The following is a 15,134-nucleotide window of genomic DNA, read 5'->3' on the forward strand; positions in this document are numbered from 1 at the left end:
TGTCCAGATGCTATGTTTGTCAATTCTTGTAGGCAGCTTGTTCATTGGATCAAAAATCATCCATTATTAAGTTATGTGGTTGCAGACTTGTCCAAAGTTGAGGGCGAGCACGTAGCGAGAATTAAACAAACGTTAGATGAAGCGCCTAGCTGCATTGGGTCTTATGACCCTGGATTTTACACTGCTGAAACCAATCTAAAACACTCATCAGTGTGCTGGTTAATAGTTCAAGGAATCTCAGAGTTAGAATGCTTAGAGCCTAGTAAACAGAAATTTGTAATATCATGTCTCGGTGAATACTTAAACAATGATGCTTATATTAAATTTGATGATGCCGTGTCCGTTTTAAGAGATGTGGCAATAGATGGACTATATGAGTATTTAGATGAACACCTAGATGAAAGAAATTCTATCTATTCAATCCTGATAAAGTATAAACAACGTTCTGAGTGGTTTCGAAAGAATCGCCTGCGTGAGTTCGCTGAAAATGGGTTAGAAGGTAAAAAAGGTGAAGTTGCCTTAGCGATTGACGTTCAAGAGTATGTATTGGATCAAGGTGTTGAATTCTTTGTTGAACCCGCATCTGCTAGTGGAGAGGTCGACCTTGTTTTAAAATCCTCCGAAGGCCGTTACATAATAGTTGATGCAAAGTATGTTAAGAACGAATCGAATAGGTCTAGTGTTCTCTCCAAACTTGCCTCAGGGTTTCATCAAGTAGCAAGGTACTGCAACGATTTTGATGTTAGTGAGGGGTTTTTAGTAAATTTTGTAGCCAATACAACTAGAATTAGACTTGGGCTTGATACTCTTGATAATTTTCCATATCTAAATGTCGGGAATAAAATAATCTATTACATAGAAGTAAATATTGCTGAAGAGCCATCAGCGAGCAAATCTGGAAAAGCGACTGAGATTGAATTGAGCAAAGAAGAGCTTATCTCAACTTTAGAAGAAGAGAGTTAACAAGTTGCTGCACTCGGAAAAATTACTCGCTATGCTCGCAATTTTCCGGTGAGCAAAGCGTTACCCATAGATATTTTTATCTGAAACAAACGCGTTTGAGTTAAGGCTTTAACTCGAAAATGTCCCAAAGCGTGCTGCGTAAGGCTTTTAAATCTTCAGGTTACGCTAATGTCAAAAAGGTGAGCCATGGTGATTAGCGAGACGACCGTCCGCCCCATGGACGGGGCGGTCGAGCATCCACGGACGGACTCGCTGCGTGTCGGTGAGTGAACATCATGGCAAGCCTGTATTCATGGGTATCAGCAGCCTACCGTTTCATTTTTTCGAATGTTTAGGCCGTGATTTCGCGTTATTCTTTTGCAAATTTCCTTGTTATTCTGCCTCCATCAGCATTGCCACTGTTTCACGCAGTCACTTCTAACTCAAGCGATCGTGAGTACACAGGCTAATGCCTTACGAGTTAGGAGCATAAAATGAAAGTCTTAGGTCAGTTTTCTGCTAAACCTGCGATGGACGGCGACGGGGTGAATATTCGCCGTGTGGCGGACTTTGTCACTACCCAGTTTGACCCTTTCTTGATGATGGATGAGATCAAATCCGATGATAAACAGGATTTTATTGGTGGCTTTCCACCGCATCCGCACCGTGGAATGGAGACCTTTACTTACATCCGCAAGGGCGGGTTTGAGCATCGCGATCAGATGGGCAATGTCAAAGCGATTCGTGCAGGCGATGTGCAGTGGATGAGCACGGGTTACGGCGTGGTGCATTCCGAAATGCCGCTGGCCGATGCGCTTAATGGTCTGCATGGCTTCCAAATTTGGGTCAATATGCCTGCCAAGGACAAACTGCGCCCCGCGACGTATCAAGATACGGCTTCAATCCCTAGTGTTGAAACCTCGAACGACACAGGCGCAACCCTTAAAGGCTTGGCGGGGGATTGGGCATTTGCGGGTAAGAGTGCGATCAGTGCCACCATTCAAGGATTAGCGGGCGAAGCGGCGATTGCCGACTTGATGATTAACGCCAATGGTGAAGCGCAGCTCGATTTATCCAAGCATGAGTTTGCCTCCCTCTATCTTTACCAAGGTGGCTTGAGTAAAGGCGAAGGCTCGCAGTTTTCATTCAATCAGGGCGAGTTTTTAGTGCTCGATAGCCAAACGCCATTGCAGCTTAAGGCCGATGAACGCGGTGCGGGCATGCTACTGTTTGTGGGTAAACCTATTCGCGAAAAAATTGTCCAAATGGGCCCCTTTGTGATGAACACCCAAGCGGAAATTCAGCAGGCGATTCGCGATTATCAAGAAGGGCGTTTTGGCCAAATCGCTTAATCGGTTAAGTCTGCCGAGCTGATCAAAACCAAAGCCTTGTATCCCAGCAGGGCTTTTTATTACTGTTTACGCAGGCGATTTCGATTGTTTAAGGACTTGAGTTTAAGGACTTGAGGTAAAAGCTGCCCGTTGTTGCTACAATAGCCGTACTTTTGGGTTGAGCGAGCGCAGAACTGAATTCTTGCCTTGCGTAAACCCGAATCTTGATAAACCCGTTTAATCGATAAGTAACGCAATTTTAGTAACCTAGCAGCCGCTTCGTTACCCACCACAGGATATTCGCCTTGAGCAATTCAGATACTAAGCCTACTCCATCACTGGCTTTCTCGACCCTTAAGCTAAAAACCGAACTGCTTGAGAACCTTTCTTCTATGGGCTACAACGAGATGACGCCCATTCAAGCACAAAGCTTGCCAGCCATTTTAGCGGGCGAGGATGTGATAGGTCAGGGTAAAACGGGGTCAGGTAAAACGGCGGCCTTTGGTCTAGGTTTACTAAATAAATTAGACGTTAAGCGTTTTCGCATTCAAACCTTAGTGCTGTGTCCAACCCGCGAGTTGGCCGACCAAGTGGCGCAGGAGATCCGTACTCTCGCCCGTGGTATACACAACGTGAAGGTATTAACCCTGTGTGGTGGTGTGCCAATGGGGCCGCAAATTGGCTCTTTAGAGCATGGTGCCCATATTATTGTGGGAACCCCGGGTCGGATTGTCGATCACTTAGAGCGCAATCGTTTAGATTTAAGCAATCTAAGTATGTTAGTGCTTGATGAAGCCGACCGCATGCTCGAAATGGGGTTCCAACCACAGCTCGATGCCATTATTGAACAGTCACCACGTGAGCGCCAAACGCTGCTGTTTAGTGCGACATTCCCTGAGCAAATTCAATCGATTGCTAAACAAATCATGTATAACCCTGTGATGGTTAAGGCCGCGGTTACCCATGAAAAAAATACCATCGAACAGCATTTTTATCAGTTAGATGACGATAAGTCGCGCATGCAAGCGCTGCAATTATTACTGTTAGAACATAAGCCAGAAAGCGCCGTGGTGTTTTGTAATACTAAGCGTGAAACGCAAAAAGTGGCCGACGAACTCGAGGGGTTAGGCTTTAGTGTCTTAGCCTTGCACGGCGATTTAGAACAGCGTGATAGGGATGAAACCCTGCTGCAATTTGCCAACAAGAGCGCCTGCGTGCTGGCGGCTACCGACGTCGCCGCCCGTGGTTTAGATATCGATGCGCTAGATGCGGTATTTAACTACCATGTGGCCTACGACACCGAAGTGCACATTCACCGCATCGGCCGTACTGGCCGTGCGGGCAGTAAAGGCGCTGCTTATACCTTTTACAACGATCAAGACGGTTACAAGATTGCCTTGCTAGAAGAGTACTTGGAGCGCGATATTCAGAGTGAAGCCTTGCCATCATTAAGTTTGCTGGGCACTGCGCCTAATGCGCCAACCATGATCACTCTGCAAATCGATGGTGGTAAAAAAGAGAAACTTCGCCCTGGCGATATTCTTGGCGCCCTGACGGGGGATAATGGCATTGAAGGTACGCAGGTGGGCAAGATCCTCGTGACAGACTACCGCGCTTATGTGGCGGTAAACCGTAAAGTGGCTAAAAAGGCACTGAGCAAGATCACCAGCGGCCGCATTAAGGGGAAGTCTTACCGCGCGTGGTTGATGAAATAAACTGTTTATTGCGAGCTAATTGACTCGAATGATAAATGCCACTGACCTAGTGTCAGTGGCATTTTTTATGGCGTTGCATACTAAGTGCTGTAATCAATTGCAATCCATAGTGAAAATCACTTTATGGCAGTGGCGACACTGAAATTTGTAAATGGCCAGATCGCCACCTTTTCGATAACTACTCAAGATTTTTTGCCAAAAGCCCGAGTCGAGCATGTGCTCTGATAAAAATCCTTCCAATGCTTCGCCCTGTAAGGCTTGTAATTCAGCGAGTTCGGCATCGCCATGAAATTCGCAGGCATCGTTACAATGGGACTGCCAGACTTCCTGTTGCCATGAGATATAGCCTGGCGTTCTTTCGGCTACTTCTTTAACAATTGCAATATCAAGCCCAGCTTCGAGCAGGGGATAATCGTCAACAAAATGGCCATTAAATTTATCTGCAGCGCTGCCATCGGCAACGCACCATGGGCAGATAGCATCAATATTTTCAACGCAATACATCCCAGCTATACAGATAAATCCTCGGGCTTTACCGCAGCATTGACAGCTTGCATCACTTGCAACGACTGCGCCTGTCGCGAGCGGGTTGGGATGATAGGTAAACAGAGGGAAATCCATATCGACTCCTGTTATAAATTTAAACACTGTTAATGACTTAATCGCTGTGGTGTATGAGCTAAAGACATCTTTTCGCCATGGGATGATTCGGGCTGAGCTGCAATAAATCCCAACGGTTGCCATAGAGGTCCTCGAACACAGCAACGGTGCCGTAATCTTGCTGCTGCGGCTCGCGAATAAAGTGAATGCCTATTGATCGCATATACTCATAATCGCGCCAAAAATCATCGGTATTTAAGAATAAAAACACCCGCCCTCCAGCTTGATTGCCGATAAAAGATTCCTGTTCGGGTTTGGAGGCTTTGGCTAATAGTAAGGCCGTACCATGGGAATTAGGCGGCGCTACTACGACCCAACGTTTATCTTGCTCGGGTTGATAGGAGTCTTCAATCAGCTCGAAGTTGAGTTGATTGACATAAAAATCAATCGCTTCGTCATAATCTCTTACCACAAGTGCGATATGGACAATAGCTTGTTTCATCTCAGTATCTCGGTTTTGATCGCGATTACAGCAGCTATTGTAATCGTTATCGCAACGGTCGGGATACCGCTGCGATAGCATAAAACATCAATCAGTAGCGTAAGTCAGTCACTGACTCAAGAGACTAAGGGCAAGGTAATCTAAATTGATCTGATAGTTCATTTATACGGCTGAGTAACTCAGGGGAGAGGCTGACTTTTAAGCTGTCGATATTTTCTTTCAGCTGGTATAAGTCCGTGGCGCCAATTATGTTTGATCCAACAAATTTACGCGAGTTAACAAAGGCTAACGCCATTTGCGCGGGGGATAGATTAAACTCGCGGGCTAAGTCTACGTAGGCCGCTGTGGCATCGAGTGCCAGTTGCGAGCCGGTATAACGGGCGAAGCGTTTAAACAGGGTTAAGCGCGCGCCTTCAGGCCATTGGTTATTGCAATATTTACCGCTCAGGGCGCCAAAGGCTAAGGGCGAGTAGGCTAGCAGCGGTAACTCTTCGCGGTGACTGATTTCACTCATGCCCACCTCAAAGCTGCGGTTAAGCAGGTTATAGGGATTTTGCACGGTAACTATGCGCGGCAGGCCGTGTTTTTCAGCCAGTTGCAGATATTTCATCAGCCCCCAAGGGGTTTCATTCGATACGCCGATATAGCGTACTTTACCTTGGCGAATGACTTCAGCGAGGGCTTCGAGGGTTTCAAGGATTGGCGTTTGCTGCTCAATCTCTTGTTCGTCGTAAAATAATTCCCCGAAGAAGTTGGTATTGCGGTCTGGCCAATGCACTTGATAGAGATCGATAGTATCGATTTGCAGGCGCTCGAGCGAGGCATCGACCGCTTGGTGAATGTTGTTCCAGTCCAGTGCCATATTCTTGCGGATATAGTCACTCTTGCCACCCGGCGCGGCAATCTTAGTGGCGATCACTAAGTCATCACGATTGCCACGGGCCTTGATATATTGGCCTAAAATGCGCTCGGTTTCGCCTTGGGTTTCCGGCTTTGGCGGCACAGGGTACATTTCCGCAGTATCAATAAAGTTGATGCCACTGCCTATGGCGTAGTCTAGCTGTGCAAAGGCCTCGGCTTGGGTATTTTGCTCGCCCCAAGTCATAGTACCTAAACAGATTTTGCTCACCTCGAGATTAGAATGCGGTATGCGTCTGTATTCCATCTATTTCTCCTACGGAAACTATCTTAGTCCGAGGCTACCAAGCTTTTGCTGTAAAGCAAAGGTTAATGCGGTGATATGGATGTTGGTGGGTTAAAAATAACCAATTTTTTGTGCGGAGTTTACTGGGTTTATTACATCATACTGTGCACTAAATCGCCGCTGACTTTGGTTTTTGCACCTTTGCATTAATTCGAGGCCGAAGAGGGGGATTTTTGTCTATTTTTATGTAGTTAAGTTATCACTAAATCACTTATGACGTAATTATGAAATATTTGTTATAAAATTACATTTGAGGTTTTTGCACTGAATTCATGTCGATCTGTATCACGAAATAGTGCTTTTTTATGTATATTACTTACGAAAAAAGTGGCGGAATGTGACGCCTCTATCGGATTGTCTGTTAACAAACATGTACCCTAAATTTATCTAAAAATTTTCATGGTTGATATTTGTGATGGCAGATTTTTCAAACCAAGTTATAACGATCAAAAAAGGTCTCGACTTACCGATTTCGGGTGAGCCTAGGCAGATCATCGAACCCGGTAATAGGCCATCGCAAGTGGCTCTGCTGGGAGAAGAGTACGTTGGCCTAAAACCAACGATGCTGGTTGAAGTCGGCGATAAGGTCAAAAAAGGCCAACCTTTGTTTGAAGATAAAAAAACACCAGGTGTATTCTTTACTGCTCCCGCCAGTGGTGAGATTATCGCGATTAACCGTGGTGAGCGCCGAGTATTGCAATCCGTGGTGATCCGCTGCAATGGCTTAGACGCCGATGAGCAAATCCGTTTCGATATTCACGCTGATTTGCAGTCACTTTCTGCACAAGTGGTACAGGCACAATTAGTTAATAGTGGCCTGTGGACTGCACTGCGTACCCGTCCTTTCTCCCGTGTCCCCGCGTTAGATAGTAAACCTGCAGGTATTTTTGTCACTGCAATGGATACCAATCCCTTAGCCGCTGATCCACGGTTAATTATTGCCGAGCAGAGCGATGCCTTTAAGGCGGGTTTAGCGGTGCTAAGTCATTTAACTGATGGCAAAGTTTACCTCTGCCAAGACAAAGGTGAAGCCTTAGCCGGTGCTGATTTACCTAAGGTTGAAGTGCGCCGTTTTACCGGGGTGCATCCCGCTGGTTTAGTCGGTACCCATATCCACTTTACCTTGCCCGTGAGCATTGAGCGTCAGGTGTGGCACATCGGCTATCAAGACGTAATTGCCTACGGCAAGCTGTTCCAAACCGGTGAACTCTATACCGACCGCGTGGTGGCTTTAGGTGGCCCAAGTGTGCTTAATCCACGTTTACTGCGCACTCAGTTAGGGGCAGAGCTTAGTGCGTTGGTGGCAGATGAAGTTAAACCCGGCCATAACCGCGTGGTGTCAGGCTCAGTATTATCGGGTCATACCGCCCAAGGTGTACATGACTATTTAGGTCGTTTCCACAATCAAATATCAGTGCTCGCCGAGGATGCACAGCACCAAGTATTGCCTTGGGTGCGCGGTGGCTCGGATAAGTTTTCTATCACTCGCGCAGTGACTTCCCGTTTATTTGGCCTGACTAAATCCTTCGAATTTACCACCCATCAGGGCGGCTCTCAGCGCGCCATGATGGCTTTTGGTCAGCTCGATCGCGTAATGCCGTTGGATATTTTACCCACGCTGCTCGTTCGTGACTTAGTAGTGCGAGATACCGACGAGGCACAGGCATTAGGCGCATTGGAGTTAGATGAAGAAGATTTAGCCCTGTGTACCTTTGTGTGCCCTGGCAAGTATGACTTTGGTAAAGAGTTACGTGCCTGTCTAGATGTTATCGAGAGGGAAGGTTAATGACGACACAACCTAAAAAACCTGATTTACAGGACGATTACTACGCCACAGGCAAATCGATGAAGGGCTTTGTGCGCTCATTGGTGATTGCCAGTGGTCGCAGTACTAAGGGACAAGTACACGTACGCGACGCAATTGATGTTAAACGTACCATGACCTTAGTGGGCCTATGCTTATTGCCAGCCATTCTATTTGGCTTATATAACGTGGGGTTACAGGCACAACTTGCACTCGCAAGCGGCTTAAGCACTCCAGATACGTGGAAGCTTGCGCTGTTTAACGCCTTAAGCGGTGGCTTAACGGCAGAGACGAGTGTGATTGGCTTGTTCCTTTATGGCTTAAGTTTTTATCTGCCGATTTACCTCACGGCATTACTGACCAGCCTTTTCTGGGAAGTGGTGTTTGCTAAGGTTCGTCACCAAGAATTACACGAAGGCTTTTTCGTTACCGCCCTGCTATTTACGCTGATTTTACCCGTTTCGATTCCGCTCTGGCTGGTGGTGATGGGCATTAGCTTTGGGGTGGTGATCGCCAAAGAGCTGTTTGGTGGCATGGGATATAACTTCCTTAACCCCGCCTTGGCTGGCTTGGCATTTATCTATTTTGCCTATCCGTCAGAAGTCACAACCGTTAAGCAATTAGTCGCCGTTGATGGTTTTTCTGGCGCGACTGCATTAGCGCAGGCCGCAGCCGGACAATTACAATTTGCCGATTACGCTTGGTACAGCGCCTTTAGCGACCCTAACTGGTGGAATAACTTCTTTGGCTTTACCGTGGGGGCGATTGGTGAAACCAGCACGCTAGCGGTATTGCTCGGTGGTATGTTACTGCTTATCACTCGTTTAGCTGATTGGCGTATCGTGGTGGGCGTGATGTTAGGCATGATTGCAACCGCAACCTTGTTCAATCTGATCGGTTCGAGCACTAACCAGATGATGGCAATGCCGTGGACATGGCATTTAGTCACCGGTGGTTTTGCTATCGCGATGATGTTTATGGCGACCGATCCAGTGACCACCTCTTACACCCGCCCTGGCAAATTTGCCTACGGCGCGTTGATTGGTTTTATGACAGTCCTTATCCGTGTTGCTAACCCTAAAATGCCTGAAGGCGTGATGTTAGCGATTCTGTTCGCCAACCTGTGGGCACCGCTGTTCGATTATTTGGTGGCCCGTGCCAACATCAAACGGAGATTAAAACGTCATGGTATTTAAGAAAGATACTGTGGTGGGGACCATGATCTTCACCATTACGCTCTGCCTTTTGTGCTCCTTTATGATCACCGGCACCGCAGGCGTATTAAAAGAACGCAAACTTGCGAAAAAACGCGATGAGTTACAACGTTATGTGTTGATGGCGGCCGATGTCAATTTAGGCCAAGGTAATGAGTTTAGAGATATTTTTGCTAAATCCGTTAAACCATTACTGATTAATCTCGACACAGGTAAAGTGGACTCGGATGCTAACGTACTCGACTTTGACGAGCGTATGGCGGCGATTAACCCAGAAACCTCAAGCGCACCTAAAAAGGATATCGCTAAGATTAAAACCCGTGCTAACGATGCCCGTGTGTTTAAAGTGTTCGATGATAGCGGCAAATTATCCAGCGTGGTCGTGCCTTTCTATGGTAAAGGACTGTGGTCGATGATCTACGGTTACGTGGCCGTCGAGCCTGACTTTAATACCATCAAAGGTTTAGTGGTGTATGAACACGGTGAAACCCCAGGTATTGGTGACTTTGTGACTGATCCACATTGGTTATCCCTGTGGAAGGGTAAACAACTCTTTGACGATAAAGGCAAGTTTTCAATACGTCTCGTGAAAGGTGGCGCCAAAGAGGGCGATGTGCACGGTGTAGATGCAGTGAGTGGCGCGACCATGACAGGCCGTGGCGTGCAACGCGCAATGGAGTTTTGGTTTGGCGTCGAGGGTTTCCAAACCTTCTTCAACCAGTTAAAAGCATCGGCTGATCAAGGTGAGTTGGGAGGTGCAAAATGAGCAACAGTCTATCCATGCGGGACATGCTAGCAGGCCCTGTATTTGCCAATAACCCCGTTGCGATGCAAGTGCTGGGCGTATGTTCGGCGCTGGCGGTGAGTAACTCCATGCAGACGGCAGTGGTGATGACACTGGCGGTGACCTTCGTACTGGTGTTCTCCAACTTGATTATCTCTGCTATTCGCAACTTTATCCCTAACAGTGTGCGGATTATTGCCCAGATGACAGTGATTGCCTCCTTGGTAATTATTGTTGATATGGTATTGCAGGATGTGGCTTACGAGCTGTCTAAGCAACTGTCTGTATTCGTTGGGTTAATTATCACTAACTGTATCATCATGGGCCGCGCAGAAGCCTTTGCGATGAAGTATCCACCGCACTTAGCTGTGGTCGATGCCGTGGGGAACGCAGCGGGTTACGGTTTAGTGCTGATCAGTGTGGCCTTTGTGCGTGAGTTGTTAGGCACGGGTAATCTGTTCGGCCATAGCGTGTTGACTACGGTTGAAAACGGCGGCTGGTACTTACCTAACGAGATGTTTAAGTTGCCACCAAGCGCCTTCTTCCTGATTGGCCTGCTGATCTGGAGCATTAACGTGATCCAGCGTAAACGCGGTTAAGGAGCGGATATGGAACACTATATTAATCTGTTTATACAGGCCACTTTCTTAGACAACATGGCGTTGTCGTTTTTCCTAGGTATGTGTACCTTCTTAGCGGTGTCTAAAAAGGTGTCTACCGCCTTCGGCTTAGGCATTGCGGTTATCGTGGTGATGACCTTAGCCGTGCCCTTAAACCAACTGATCTATGTGAAGGTGTTAGCACCTGGTGCTCTGGCTTGGGCGGGGATGCCTGGCATCGATTTAAGCTATCTGCAACTGATCACCTTTATCGGTGTGATTGCAGCCTTAGTGCAAATTTTGGAAATGTTTTTAGATAAATACATTCCAAGCCTGTATGACTCACTTGGGATCTTCCTGCCACTGCTCACTGTAAACTGCGCGATTTTTGCTGGGGTGATCTTTATGGCTAACCGCGATTACAACTTTGCCGAATCGGCGGTGTTTGCCATGGGTTCGGGCACGGGTTGGGCGCTGGCGATTGTGATGCTGGCTGGACTTCGTGAACGTATGAAGTTCCATGCGATTCCCGAAGGCTTACAAGGTATTGGTATCACCTTTATTACCACAGGGTTGATGGCGCTAGGCTTTATGTCTTTCTCGGGCATCTCGCTGTAACGCGTGGCTGAGAAAGTGCAACCGTATTCTGTTTAGAAAAAGGGTTATCGAATGGAAATGGCAATAGGCATAGGCATGTTCACCTTGGTGGTGTGCCTACTGGTGATAGTAATCCTTATCGCCAAAAAGAAATTAGTGACTACTGGTGAGATCACTATCGGGATTAACGACGATGCCGAAAAAAGCATAAAAGTTGCCGCGGGCGACAAACTGCTTGGCGCTTTAGCGAGCAAGAATATTTTTATTCCCTCGGCCTGTGGTGGCGGCGGTACTTGTGGCCAGTGCCGCGTAAAAGTCAAATCGGGCGGTGGTGATATTCTGCCAACCGAACAAGGGCATATCACCAAGAAAGAAGCCAAAGAAGGTTGTCGTCTCGCCTGCCAAGTAGCGGTGAAAACCGATATGGAACTTGAGCTAGAAGAAGAAATCTTCGGCGTGAAGAAGTGGCAATGTGAGGTGATCTCAAACGATAACAAGGCCACTTTTATCAAAGAGTTACTGCTGAAACTGCCCGAAGGTGAAGACGTGCACTTCAAGGCGGGTGGCTATATCCAAATTGAAGCGCCAGCCCATGTGGTCAAATACGCTGACTTTGATATTCCGGCTAAGTACCGCGACGATTGGGAAAAATACGGCCTGTTCGACTTGGTTTCAACCGTGAACGAAGACGTGCTGCGCGCCTATTCGATGGCGAACTATCCCGATGAAAAGGGTCGCATTATGCTTAACGTGCGGATTGCGACGCCACCTTCAGCCAATGTGCCACCGGGTAAGATGTCTTCTTACATCTTTAACCTGAAGGCAGGGGATAAGGTGACCATTTCTGGCCCATTCGGTGAGTTCTTTGTGAAGGAAACCGATGCAGAAATGGTGTTTATCGGCGGCGGTGCGGGTATGGCACCGATGCGCTCGCATATTTTCGATCAGCTAAAGAGTAAAAAGACCAAGCGTAAGATGAGCTTCTGGTATGGCGCCCGCTCAACCCGTGAGGTGTTTTACCAACAGGATTTCGATACCTTAGCGGCTGAGAATGACAACTTTGTCTGGCATGTGGCGCTGTCGGAGCCGTTACCAGAAGATAACTGGACTGGCTACACCGGCTTTATCCATAACGTGCTGTATGAGAATTATCTTAAACATCATAAGGCACCAGAGGATTGCGAGTTCTATATGTGTGGTCCTCCAATCATGAACTCCTCGGTGATCCGTATGCTCGAAAGCCTAGGGGTTGAGCCTGAAAATATCCTGCTTGATGACTTTGGTGATTAAGCGGTAAGTGGAATAAAAAATCGCGTTAGGCAGAGCTAGTACAGCTGAGTCCAACGCGATTTTGTTTATAGGGCTTTTATATCTAGCTAAAGGATTTACCGCCATGGCGGCTTAAATAGCTCACCATACGCTGACTCTCAGCGGTATAGCATCCCATGCGAAACTCTCCTTGCCAGTAAGCAATATCGAGCGGACGATACCCTAGCGCATTTGGATGATTCACATCGGCCCCTGCATCCACAAGTAGTTTGAGTATTTCAAAAGACTGTAGCTCACAGGCATGCAACAGTGCCGTCATCCCATTCTCGTCAACGCCTTCAAGATCAGCGCCATTGGCAATAATGCGCTTAACCGCAAGTGTATCCTTGGCCTTTACCGCATCGATAAGTTCAGTGCTCATAGGGATATTTAACCTGATCCTGTGAAGCAAATTTAAAGGAGGTTAATCAGAAACGCCCAAGTGAATAAATACAACTCCTTTCTTGCCCTCGATAGCAAAATCAACCCATTCCATCTCGTACCATTCATCCGTTATCAATGAAACAGCTAAAACCCTTTTGACCTCTACCAACGCATCAAGTTGATCGCTTATCTGTTTGATAAATTCGTCTCTAAAGCTTTTTATGGACATTGAAAAGGCGTTATCGACATCCTTAAGAGAAGTAAAAGCTGAGCCGCAACCGCCCTGTGTTGTAGGTAGGATATAGGAAAAAAGCCAATCATGAAGTGCTGCGTTGATCTCACTACGCCAGTCTATGACTTCACTAAAGCGAACCGTGGCATCCTTATAAAAACCCTTAAGATAATTTTCCGTTGCAATCTCTAATGGTTTTGATGCATCAATTTTAGTGATTTCAAACGTATAGCCGTGATTCGCTTTATTGTTTACATAGGATAGCCCTGTGAGTATCCCGTTTAACGTACCCAATTTATAGTCAAAGTTGTCCATTTCAGTTACTACACGCCTTTAGCCATTGAAAACGGCAATCAATAATCCTGACAGCCATTTTAAATCAACAACATAATCTGCTTTCGGCTTCCCCTCAAGCGAATAGTGATTGAGATTGCTTTAAAGACGTGGCAAAAGTGGCTGTTAACATTAGTCAATGTGAATAGGCTCGCCATGGTATTGACTCACCGACACGCAGCAAGTCCGTCCTTGGATGCTCGACCGCCCCGTCCATGGGGCGGACGGTCGTCTCGCCCATCACCATGGCTCTCCTGTTGAGCATCGATGCATTTTTAGGTTCAATAGACAATAGAATTGCCGCGAATAATCATTTTTATGGCAATACCTTGTTACTCTAAGTCACTTATAAAATTGAATTTTTACTATATGCAATTGAAAATCTAGAAAATTTAACAGTGGGTGTCACAATAAATTACCTCCGCGGTCACATGGATATGAAAGAGTAGCCATGTTACCAATGGTCACTTCCATTTCAGTGCTTAATCCTGCTAACCACTGCGTATCCTGTTAGCTTGAACACGGCTCAATTTTGTCTTTTCGTTGCAGAATTTATCAACGGAGTATCAATAAATTTATCAAATCAATGATTAAGCACTGCTATTTCAGTGACACGCAGCAAGTACATCCTTGTATGCTCGACCGCGACATCCATGTCACGGACGGTCACTTCCATATCTGTGCTTAATCCTGCTGACCACTGCGTATCCTGTTAGCTTGAATATGCCTCAAATTTGTCTTTTCGTTGCAAAATTTAACAATGGGTGTCTCAGTTAATTTACAATAAACCACTTAACTTCTAAATAAATTTTGACTATATGTATGTTTATCAAACACTTTTATCCAGCGAACAACATTAATTGCATGCTCTGGCACTTTTATATCTTCAAAAGAGCTTTCTTCTATTCGTTTCAAATAATAGATAATTGTCATCCATGCCTTCATATGCCTATCACTCAAAAATGAACTTGTGGACGCTAATGACATCAGAATTGGTAGTTCAAACTTGGCTGAACTGATTAAGCTTTCATTAATCGCAGATGTTCCAACATCTTCGTCTAATCCTCGTTCAATTTCTGTCAGAATCTGTTGATTAAATTCATTTTTTTCAGCATGGAAAAGAAATTCTTTAAGCTGGTAACCGCTATCTAACTCTACTTCATTGAAAATACTTCGGGTAAGAAGCCTTAGCTGAGATCTCAGCCGTCTCTCTACATCAATCCTTCTATTTAAATCATCTGCCTTTATAGCCAGCTCTTTATTGATCTGTTCACGTTTCCTGATTGCATCGATAAATAGCAGAACAACAATGAGCTCAATCATCATACCCGTTAGTTCTGGCAGTAGGTTTCCTCTAAAGTACTCAACTAGATCTTGTTCAGCACCGTAAAACTCCAATGTAATCTTTAAGATAAACGTGAGTACAATAAAAATACAGACGAATGCATTCTGCATTTCTTCCGATGAGTTGCGAAACACATTGATAAGGAATTTCATCGTGATGCAATAGTCCTATGTACATTGAGACCCTCTGTTACAAACATTCGCTACAATACCTTATCAACGTATCTGTGAGCTTAAGCTG

At 46.1% G+C, this 15,134-nt stretch carries 15 protein-coding genes; 9 read left to right on the plus strand and 6 right to left on the minus strand.

Going from position 1 to position 15,134, the window contains the following annotated elements; genetic code table 11:
• From H9J30_RS18165 to dbpA, 3 genes are all read left to right on the plus strand, one after another.
• The coding region (locus H9J30_RS18165) for a hypothetical protein (protein ID WP_240132292.1) at positions 1 to 963 on the plus strand (963 nt) is incomplete at its 5' end.
• A 473-nt stretch (positions 964 to 1,436) separates the two neighbouring features.
• On the plus strand, positions 1,437 to 2,294 hold the full coding sequence (locus H9J30_RS18170; protein WP_240132293.1) for a pirin family protein: 858 nt from the start codon (positions 1,437 to 1,439) through the stop codon (positions 2,292 to 2,294).
• Between the two features lie 284 nt (positions 2,295 to 2,578).
• The gene (gene dbpA / locus H9J30_RS18175) at positions 2,579 to 3,988 is read left to right on the plus strand and encodes an ATP-dependent RNA helicase DbpA (RefSeq protein ID WP_240132294.1); all 1,410 of its coding nucleotides are present in this window, start codon (positions 2,579 to 2,581) and stop codon (positions 3,986 to 3,988) included.
• A 93-nt stretch (positions 3,989 to 4,081) separates the two neighbouring features.
• On the opposite strand, the gene H9J30_RS18180 is transcribed toward dbpA, so the two are convergent.
• The 3 genes from H9J30_RS18180 to H9J30_RS18190 form a co-directional block, all read right to left on the minus strand.
• On the minus strand, positions 4,082 to 4,609 hold the full coding sequence (locus H9J30_RS18180; protein ID WP_240132295.1) for a CbrC family protein: 528 nt from the start codon (positions 4,607 to 4,609) through the stop codon (positions 4,082 to 4,084).
• A gap of 58 nt (positions 4,610 to 4,667) precedes the next feature.
• Positions 4,668 to 5,090: a VOC family protein gene (locus H9J30_RS18185; RefSeq protein ID WP_240132296.1), complete on the minus strand. Its 423-nt coding sequence runs from the start codon at positions 5,088 to 5,090 to the stop codon at positions 4,668 to 4,670.
• Positions 5,091 to 5,214: 124 nt separating this feature from the next.
• On the minus strand, positions 5,215 to 6,255 hold the full coding sequence (locus H9J30_RS18190; RefSeq protein WP_240132297.1) for an NADP(H)-dependent aldo-keto reductase: 1,041 nt from the start codon (positions 6,253 to 6,255) through the stop codon (positions 5,215 to 5,217).
• Positions 6,256 to 6,709: 454 nt separating this feature from the next.
• Here H9J30_RS18190 and H9J30_RS18195 point away from each other — a divergent pair, with 454 nt between their 5' ends.
• The 6 genes from H9J30_RS18195 to nqrF are packed head-to-tail and all read left to right on the plus strand — an operon-like array spanning position 6,710 to position 12,582.
• Positions 6,710 to 8,080 (plus strand): Na(+)-translocating NADH-quinone reductase subunit A, encoded by a 1,371-nt coding sequence (locus tag H9J30_RS18195; protein WP_240132298.1) that lies wholly within the window; start codon positions 6,710 to 6,712, stop codon positions 8,078 to 8,080.
• Positions 8,080 to 9,294, plus strand: coding sequence for an NADH:ubiquinone reductase (Na(+)-transporting) subunit B (locus tag H9J30_RS18200; RefSeq protein WP_240132299.1), 1,215 nt, complete (start codon positions 8,080 to 8,082; stop codon positions 9,292 to 9,294). The genes H9J30_RS18195 and H9J30_RS18200 overlap by 1 nt, the downstream gene beginning before the upstream one ends.
• The gene (locus tag H9J30_RS18205; RefSeq protein ID WP_240132300.1) at positions 9,284 to 10,078 is read left to right on the plus strand and encodes a Na(+)-translocating NADH-quinone reductase subunit C; all 795 of its coding nucleotides are present in this window, start codon (positions 9,284 to 9,286) and stop codon (positions 10,076 to 10,078) included. Before H9J30_RS18200 ends, H9J30_RS18205 begins: the two co-directional genes overlap by 11 nt.
• A complete protein-coding gene (locus tag H9J30_RS18210) occupies positions 10,075 to 10,695 on the plus strand; it encodes an NADH:ubiquinone reductase (Na(+)-transporting) subunit D (protein WP_011071186.1) in 621 nt (206 codons plus the stop codon). Before H9J30_RS18205 ends, H9J30_RS18210 begins: the two co-directional genes overlap by 4 nt.
• Positions 10,696 to 10,704: 9 nt before the next feature.
• The gene (gene nqrE, locus H9J30_RS18215) at positions 10,705 to 11,313 is read left to right on the plus strand and encodes an NADH:ubiquinone reductase (Na(+)-transporting) subunit E (RefSeq protein WP_240132301.1); all 609 of its coding nucleotides are present in this window, start codon (positions 10,705 to 10,707) and stop codon (positions 11,311 to 11,313) included.
• A gap of 51 nt (positions 11,314 to 11,364) precedes the next feature.
• The gene (gene nqrF / locus H9J30_RS18220) at positions 11,365 to 12,582 is read left to right on the plus strand and encodes an NADH:ubiquinone reductase (Na(+)-transporting) subunit F (RefSeq protein WP_240132302.1); all 1,218 of its coding nucleotides are present in this window, start codon (positions 11,365 to 11,367) and stop codon (positions 12,580 to 12,582) included.
• Positions 12,583 to 12,664: 82 nt separating this feature from the next.
• Here nqrF and H9J30_RS18225 read toward each other — a convergent pair whose 3' ends face one another.
• The 3 genes from H9J30_RS18225 to H9J30_RS18235 all read right to left on the minus strand — a co-directional run bounded on the left by H9J30_RS18225 (position 12,665) and on the right by H9J30_RS18235 (position 15,004).
• The gene (locus H9J30_RS18225) at positions 12,665 to 12,982 is read right to left on the minus strand and encodes an ankyrin repeat domain-containing protein (RefSeq protein ID WP_240132303.1); all 318 of its coding nucleotides are present in this window, start codon (positions 12,980 to 12,982) and stop codon (positions 12,665 to 12,667) included.
• Positions 12,983 to 13,024: 42 nt separating this feature from the next.
• Entirely contained in the window at positions 13,025 to 13,531 is a 507-nt protein-coding gene (locus H9J30_RS18230) for a hypothetical protein (RefSeq protein ID WP_240132304.1), read from the minus strand.
• Between the two features lie 810 nt (positions 13,532 to 14,341).
• Positions 14,342 to 15,004 (minus strand): hypothetical protein, encoded by a 663-nt coding sequence (locus tag H9J30_RS18235; RefSeq protein ID WP_240132305.1) that lies wholly within the window; start codon positions 15,002 to 15,004, stop codon positions 14,342 to 14,344.
• Between the last annotated feature and the right edge of the window lie 130 nt (positions 15,005 to 15,134).

This window comes from Shewanella cutis (assembly GCF_022410515.1).
GTDB lineage: Bacteria > Pseudomonadota > Gammaproteobacteria > Enterobacterales > Shewanellaceae > Shewanella > Shewanella cutis.

Coding starts and splice junctions, on each gene's coding strand:
- H9J30_RS18170 (WP_240132293.1), top strand. CDS start 1,437: ATGAAAGTCTTAGGTCAGTTTTCTGCTAAACCTGCGATGGACGGCGAC.
- H9J30_RS18180 (WP_240132295.1), bottom strand. CDS start 4,609: ATGGATTTCCCTCTGTTTACCTATCATCCCAACCCGCTCGCGACAGGC.
- H9J30_RS18185 (WP_240132296.1), bottom strand. CDS start 5,090: ATGAAACAAGCTATTGTCCATATCGCACTTGTGGTAAGAGATTATGAC.
- H9J30_RS18190 (WP_240132297.1), bottom strand. CDS start 6,255: ATGGAATACAGACGCATACCGCATTCTAATCTCGAGGTGAGCAAAATC.
- H9J30_RS18195 (WP_240132298.1), top strand. CDS start 6,710: ATGGCAGATTTTTCAAACCAAGTTATAACGATCAAAAAAGGTCTCGAC.
- H9J30_RS18200 (WP_240132299.1), top strand. CDS start 8,080: ATGACGACACAACCTAAAAAACCTGATTTACAGGACGATTACTACGCC.
- H9J30_RS18205 (WP_240132300.1), top strand. CDS start 9,284: ATGGTATTTAAGAAAGATACTGTGGTGGGGACCATGATCTTCACCATT.
- H9J30_RS18210 (WP_011071186.1), top strand. CDS start 10,075: ATGAGCAACAGTCTATCCATGCGGGACATGCTAGCAGGCCCTGTATTT.
- nqrE (WP_240132301.1), top strand. CDS start 10,705: ATGGAACACTATATTAATCTGTTTATACAGGCCACTTTCTTAGACAAC.
- nqrF (WP_240132302.1), top strand. CDS start 11,365: ATGGAAATGGCAATAGGCATAGGCATGTTCACCTTGGTGGTGTGCCTA.
- H9J30_RS18225 (WP_240132303.1), bottom strand. CDS start 12,982: ATGAGCACTGAACTTATCGATGCGGTAAAGGCCAAGGATACACTTGCG.
- H9J30_RS18230 (WP_240132304.1), bottom strand. CDS start 13,531: ATGGACAACTTTGACTATAAATTGGGTACGTTAAACGGGATACTCACA.
- H9J30_RS18235 (WP_240132305.1), bottom strand. CDS start 15,004: ATGCAGAATGCATTCGTCTGTATTTTTATTGTACTCACGTTTATCTTA.